The sequence below is a fragment of the Kingella sp. SNUBH-2017 genome, from assembly GCF_028680565.1.
GTDB lineage: Bacteria > Pseudomonadota > Gammaproteobacteria > Burkholderiales > Neisseriaceae > Kingella_D > Kingella_D pumchi.
Genome location: NZ_JAPHVK010000021.1, coordinates 1 through 5,218 on the forward strand (window position 1 = coordinate 1; position 5,218 = coordinate 5,218).

9 protein-coding genes are annotated in these 5,218 nt (G+C 49.3%); all 9 read right to left on the reverse strand.

What is annotated here, in order from left to right; all coding sequences use genetic code 11:
• Positions 1–2: 2 nt before the first annotated feature.
• The 9 genes from OP500_RS11080 to OP500_RS11120 all read right to left on the reverse strand — a co-directional run bounded on the left by OP500_RS11080 (position 3) and on the right by OP500_RS11120 (position 5,110).
• Positions 3–287, reverse strand: a complete 285-nt coding sequence (locus tag OP500_RS11080; RefSeq protein WP_274070985.1) for a DUF2523 domain-containing protein — start codon at positions 285–287, stop codon at positions 3–5.
• Positions 288–299: 12 nt separating this feature from the next.
• On the reverse strand, positions 300–1,685 hold the full coding sequence (locus OP500_RS11085) for a virulence factor TspB C-terminal domain-related protein (RefSeq protein WP_274070986.1): 1,386 nt from the start codon (positions 1,683–1,685) through the stop codon (positions 300–302).
• 98 nt (positions 1,686–1,783) lie between these two features.
• Positions 1,784–2,326 (reverse strand): hypothetical protein, encoded by a 543-nt coding sequence (locus OP500_RS11090; RefSeq protein ID WP_274070987.1) that lies wholly within the window; start codon positions 2,324–2,326, stop codon positions 1,784–1,786.
• Between the two features lie 11 nt (positions 2,327–2,337).
• The gene (locus OP500_RS11095) at positions 2,338–2,526 is read right to left on the reverse strand and encodes a hypothetical protein (RefSeq protein ID WP_274070988.1); all 189 of its coding nucleotides are present in this window, start codon (positions 2,524–2,526) and stop codon (positions 2,338–2,340) included.
• 11 nt (positions 2,527–2,537) lie between these two features.
• A complete protein-coding gene (locus OP500_RS11100) occupies positions 2,538–2,765 on the reverse strand; it encodes a hypothetical protein (protein ID WP_274070989.1) in 228 nt (75 codons plus the stop codon).
• An 81-nt stretch (positions 2,766–2,846) separates the two neighbouring features.
• A complete protein-coding gene (locus OP500_RS11105) occupies positions 2,847–3,062 on the reverse strand; it encodes a hypothetical protein (protein ID WP_274070990.1) in 216 nt (71 codons plus the stop codon).
• Between the two features lie 182 nt (positions 3,063–3,244).
• Positions 3,245–3,433 carry a hypothetical protein gene (locus OP500_RS11110; RefSeq protein ID WP_238748554.1) on the reverse strand — a complete coding sequence of 63 codons (189 nt, stop codon included), beginning with the start codon at positions 3,431–3,433 and terminating at the stop codon, positions 3,245–3,247.
• Positions 3,434–3,447: 14 nt separating this feature from the next.
• Entirely contained in the window at positions 3,448–3,771 is a 324-nt protein-coding gene (locus OP500_RS11115) for a hypothetical protein (protein WP_274070991.1), read from the reverse strand.
• Positions 3,758–5,110, reverse strand: coding sequence for a replication initiation factor domain-containing protein (locus tag OP500_RS11120; protein ID WP_274070992.1), 1,353 nt, complete (start codon positions 5,108–5,110; stop codon positions 3,758–3,760). Before OP500_RS11120 ends, OP500_RS11115 begins: the two co-directional genes overlap by 14 nt.
• Positions 5,111–5,218: the final 108 nt, after the last annotated feature.

Consider the following 5,218-nt stretch of genomic DNA (forward strand, 5'->3'; position numbering starts at 1 on the left):
TGCTACTTTTTCTTGAAAGATGTACCAAGTTTGGACACGGACGAGAGCGCAAGGGCGAACGATGTTGCGCCGAATATCCAGTTCAGGGCTTCACCGCCGCCGGCGATGTAGAAAATCTGGATGGCTTCGGGGGCAATGCCGCCCATTGAGTTTTTGACGTAGCCCAAAAACATCTGCTGCAGATGGTCAAAGCCGACGTAGGTAATGGCAGAGATGCCTAGGGCGATAATCACCTGCCCTATCAGGGTTACGAGCAGTTGGCCGAGCAGGGCAATCAGAACGGGCATGGTTGTCTCCCTTTAGGTTTTGCTGATTACGGCATGCCGGCAAATCACAAAGGCGATAAAGATTGCCGAAAAAACGATATACGGCCGCAAACCCCTTGCGCCTTGGCACATGCTTTCATAGCTCAACTCGTTCGTTTGCCCCATAAACACAAACTGTTTGGGCGCAGGGCAGGTGCCGTTTTCGACAAAATCGCTACTGCGGCTGAATCCGGGCAGTCCGACGGTTTCTTTGGGGATGCCGATTCTGCTGCCGCTGCCGTCGGGGCTGCCGACGGTGCGGCGGATGTCTTCTTCGGTGCCGAGCTTGGTGCAGGAAAGGGCATTGGGATGCTCTTTGCAGTATTTGGCCATGTCGGTCTCGCCGGTGTCTTCGCCGCCTTTGTGGCCGTTGGGATCGCCTTTGTTGCCGCTGCCGCCACCACCGCCGCCGTTTCCGTTGCCGAATTTGTTCAGGCTCTCTTGAATGTTCTCAAGACTCTTGGCTATGTCGCCGAGCACTTTGCTGTAGTCTTTGCCGTCTTTGTTGCCGTCAAGTTCGGATACGTCGGGGCCGTCTTTGCCGTCGTCGGGTTTGGCGGGATCTTTGGGCTTGGCCGGATCTTTGGGCTGCTGGTCTTTGCCATCATCCGGCTTGGGCGGATCTTTGGGTTTTGGCGGATCTTTTTCTTTCTTTTGCTCAACTTCCATCAAAAAAAAGAGATTGCCTTCAGGACACTTAAATCCTGCCTTTACAGCAAGATCATTACTCTGTATATCTCTGCATAACGTATAGCCCGAAGTACTACCATTTGGAAATGTGCCCTTGAAAGTAAACTTTTGCGATCCGCCTTTATGTTCGTTTGACGGATGCTCATTAGAAAAAGTAACAGTAAATTCGCCCGGCTTATCGTTGTACTTTATAGGCTGTTTTGGATTTGGTTTGCACGGTTCGGACACCCATTTGCCGTTTACGTTGCGTCCGCAGGCTTTGTCGTCGGTTTTTGGGGGCGTGGGGCTGGGGGGCTCTTCTTTGGGGTTTTTAGGTTTCTCTTCGGGTTTGTCTTCTTCGTGGCCGGAGTTTTGATAGCAAACCAATGATTGATAATCACATTTAGATTTCGAACCATACTGCTTCTTTAATGCTTCCTGCGGACTATCAAACAATGCTGTTGTATCTGTATCAATCCCATTTGAACCACCATCTTTGCAATCACCTTTACAAAAAAGATTATCTAACCCAGCAAAATAGCGACCGTCTTTAGTTTTATATACAACATACCTACTTAAACTCCAGTCATACATCCCCGAAGTATTAGATAGAATCGAAATATCCTCTTTCGGGATAATTACAGCTTCCACTCCCAACGACACCACCGCCATCAAAGCCGCCAGCAGCAGCCTTGCTTTATCCGCTCTCACTTGCCTACCCCTTTCCTATTCCACAAACAACAACCAAACCGGCACGCAAAACAGTATGCCTAACAGGTAACTGATCCAGTCGTACATTACATTTCCTCTTATTCGTCTTCAGCTTCGTCTTCTTCAGGCCGTGCCAACCAAGGAAACTGCTCAAGCTCATCCGGATGCCTTTCCAAATAATCCTGAACCAACTCCTCAAAAATCTCTTGCTTACGGCTGTTGATCTCAAAATTCATTTGCTCTTCATCTATCGGAGAATCGGCATACTTAGCTTCTATCTCTTCTCTGGCCATCCGCTCCGCTTCCGCATCTAAATTGGGATCATCAAGCGCTTCAAGCTGATAATCTTGTCCATCTGCATCAAAATCCATTGGATCGGCATCGGGCGGGGTGTCTTTCAGCTCTTTAGCGTCTTTTTTTTTACCTTTTTCAACGGGCTTTCTCATCATTCTGATAAAGACTTTTACGCCGATAATCAAAACGACAATGCCCAAAATAATGGCGCCGACGGCTATCAAATCTGTTTTCATTTCACCGGATTCGGCTTTAAATTGGCTGCCGTATTGGGTACTGGTGCCGGATCCGCCGCCACCGCCGATTAAATCCATATCGCCTTTTGGCTTGCTTGTGTCATACGCCATTTTTCTGCCTGCTACTCTTTTTCCAAATAACGGAACATTCTCAAAAAAACTATTACAAGAACACAAACCATAATCAAATCGGTTTTCATAATTCCCGCATCGGTTTTGAATTGGGCGCCGTATTGGGTACTTGTGCCGGATCCGCCGCCACCGCCGATCAAATCCATATCGCCTTTTGGCTTGCTTGTGTCATACGCCATTTTTCTGCCTGCTACTCTTTTTCCAAATAACGGAACATTCTTAAAAAAACTTTTGTCATGTAAACCAAGACGAACATGCCGAGTATAAAAATGCCTACCTGCATGCCTTCTTTGAACGGCTCCATCTGATCACACTGGGGAAAGCTCAATTTGACTTCCTGGCTGCCGTAGTACCATTTGCCGTTTTGATAAACGGCAGTCTTTAAACTGCCGTCTGCGGTAATGGTGGGGACAACCATGGACATCTGATAATCGGACGCTTTCTCCGAAGTGGCAAAGCATTGACCTCCTACCCTATAGCCCATGATTGCCCCTTAGCCTTACGCTTTTTTCATCAAGCGGATCATCAGACCGACACCGACCGCAATCAGTGCCACGCCGATAACCATGCCGCTGCCGGAATTCAGGTCGGCTTTAACCGGATCCATTTCGGCTTTTGCCGCTTCCAAAAGGGGGCCTGCATTAGCGGCGGTAGTGGCCAATAAGGCCGGAGCGGCAACGAGTGCGCCCGCTACTTTTTGTTTGAGGTTTTTCATTTTGAAATTCCTTACACCGACGGTTAAAAATGCCTTGCGTGTCTGTCGGCGGGACACGTTCGGCGGGGAACTAAATCAGGAACAGGACGATATAGGCGATCATCTTTTTTTCCTTTCCCTTGTATCTGTGGGGGTCTTCTAAGGGGTTTTGCTGCCGCCGACCCCCGAAACGGCAAACTCTGCTACTCGGTAAGCCAGAACGAGAAAACTGCAAAGCGTTCGCACATGTCTTCACCGGCTTCAACGGCTGATTCGAATTCTTCAAAATGGCCGGCTTGGTTTAAAAAGGGCGTAAAACCGACCACTTCTTCAGGATGTGGACAGAGAAATTCGAAGTTTTCCAAATCCTGAACGATGTACTTTCTGATCATGGCTTACGCCTTTCTCATGCTTTTGCTTTTAACGGCCGCATGTCTTTCAGGGTTTCTTTGCTTCGACCTGATGCGTTTGTTGTTTGGACAAAGGCGCATTCCATTTCGCAAGGGAAGTTGAGATTGCGGAAAGGCTCGTAGTTTTCGCTTTTGCCGTAAGAAACTTTGGAAACGCCAAAACCTTTGGCGTTGCCAGTAGTCTCATCGAGCGGGGCGGCAATCAGTACGGAGCAGGAGTCGATCTCGCTGCCGTCAATGGTGCCTTTGAATTTGGTGATACCCATCACGATGCGGGTTTCGTAATTGAGTTTTTCGCGATGTTGTTCAAAGTTCAACATGGTTATTTCCTTGTCTTTGGTTGATAAATTGGTTGCCGTAGCGGATCCACATGTAATCGATATATTCGTCGATCCGTTTTTGCTCTTTTGCTGCGTTTTTGGCTTGGATCATTTCCATTAGCTCTTGCAGATTTTTAGTAAAACTGATGCTGTCTTGCTGTTGCTGCTCGGTAGGATTTTTCAGGCTTTCTAAGAAAATCCGATGATGTTTGTCCAATTCACACAACTGGTGCATTTGGATGTTTTGCAAATCCTGATCATGGTCGCCTGTGAAAACGAAGCCGGGATAGGGCTGTTCGCTGCCTTGCTCAGGTACGAGATAGGGATAGCCCTGCGGGCATTGATATTCGTCGGGAGCCAAACCGCGCGGGTATAGCTCTGCTTCGGCCTTTAGTTCGCGGACAATTCGCTCATCATCCCAACCGGCAATATCGCGCATGAAATTGACGATGCGTCCAACTTGTTTTTTGGCATGGGCGAGCTTGTTTTCAAAGCCGTGCTGCAGCTTCTTTGCGGCGTAATCAATGCGGCGAGCGGGTGTCTTGAACAGGTTTTCGCAGACGGGATATGCGCCGGTGAGAAATTCGCCGGGGGCGAGCAGCACTTCCAGCGGGATCACGCTATCATTCTTGCGAAACTCGACTTCAAAGCGCACCCAGGGGCTTTCGGGGCAGCCTAACTGCCGGCCTTTTTCATAGACGCGGCATAGGCGGCTGGAATAGCGGGTACCAACGTAAAAGGTTCGGCCGGTGTAATCTTCTTCTCGCCATGCGGTGCCGCGGCATTCGCTTTTGGGGCGGGCGTTATGGCGGGTAAAAAGGCCGTTTGTATGGTCTTCCGCTGCCTGCTGCGGGGTGTATTCGCCGTTGAAAAAGTCATGGGCACAATCGACGCGGGTAATGTGGGCACGGCTCAGGGGCTTTAGAAAGTCGTAAAGCCGCTGCTCCCAGCCTTCGAGTGCCGCTTGGCAGCCGGTACCGGTAAGCTCAACTAAGACGGTATCCCGCTGGCCGCCGATGTGGACTGTGCCGTATTGGGCTTCTTCGGTGCCAAGCGTGTAATAGCTCTGATAAAAGTAGCGGCCTTTGCCGGGGCGTTTTTGGTAAACGCCGAAACCTAAAACGTCGATTAGGAGCCGGCTGTAGTTTTCGATGTATTGGGCGTCGTCGGTGCAAAAGGTCTTGCACAGGTGTTCAATGTCTTTTTTGTTGATGGTGAAGGTTATGCCATCTATGAATGCGGCGTCTTTTTCGCCTTTGCGCAGCGGTATTTCGATCAACTTGCCGCGAACAGTTAGTGCGTGGCTGAACCGCTTGTATTTTTGAAAATCCACATTCATAGATGTTTTAAATCGTGATTAAAAAGTTATTCGGATAAACCTAAACTGCTCCCCCGTTTTGGTACTTAGGGGCTTTTTTCTTGCTCCCCCCCTATTAGCCTAGGGGGG

Bases quoted from the DNA above. Each gene is read 5' to 3' on its own strand.
- OP500_RS11080 (WP_274070985.1), bottom strand. From the start codon at position 287: ATGCCCGTTCTGATTGCCCTGCTCGGCCAACTGCTCGTAACCCTGATA.
- OP500_RS11090 (WP_274070987.1), bottom strand. From the start codon at position 2,326: ATGGCGTATGACACAAGCAAGCCAAAAGGCGATATGGATTTAATCGGC.
- OP500_RS11095 (WP_274070988.1), bottom strand. From the start codon at position 2,526: ATGGCGTATGACACAAGCAAGCCAAAAGGCGATATGGATTTGATCGGC.
- OP500_RS11100 (WP_274070989.1), bottom strand. From the start codon at position 2,765: ATGGTTGTCCCCACCATTACCGCAGACGGCAGTTTAAAGACTGCCGTT.
- OP500_RS11105 (WP_274070990.1), bottom strand. From the start codon at position 3,062: ATGAAAAACCTCAAACAAAAAGTAGCGGGCGCACTCGTTGCCGCTCCG.
- OP500_RS11110 (WP_238748554.1), bottom strand. From the start codon at position 3,433: ATGATCAGAAAGTACATCGTTCAGGATTTGGAAAACTTCGAATTTCTC.
- OP500_RS11115 (WP_274070991.1), bottom strand. From the start codon at position 3,771: ATGTTGAACTTTGAACAACATCGCGAAAAACTCAATTACGAAACCCGC.
- OP500_RS11120 (WP_274070992.1), bottom strand. From the start codon at position 5,110: ATGAATGTGGATTTTCAAAAATACAAGCGGTTCAGCCACGCACTAACT.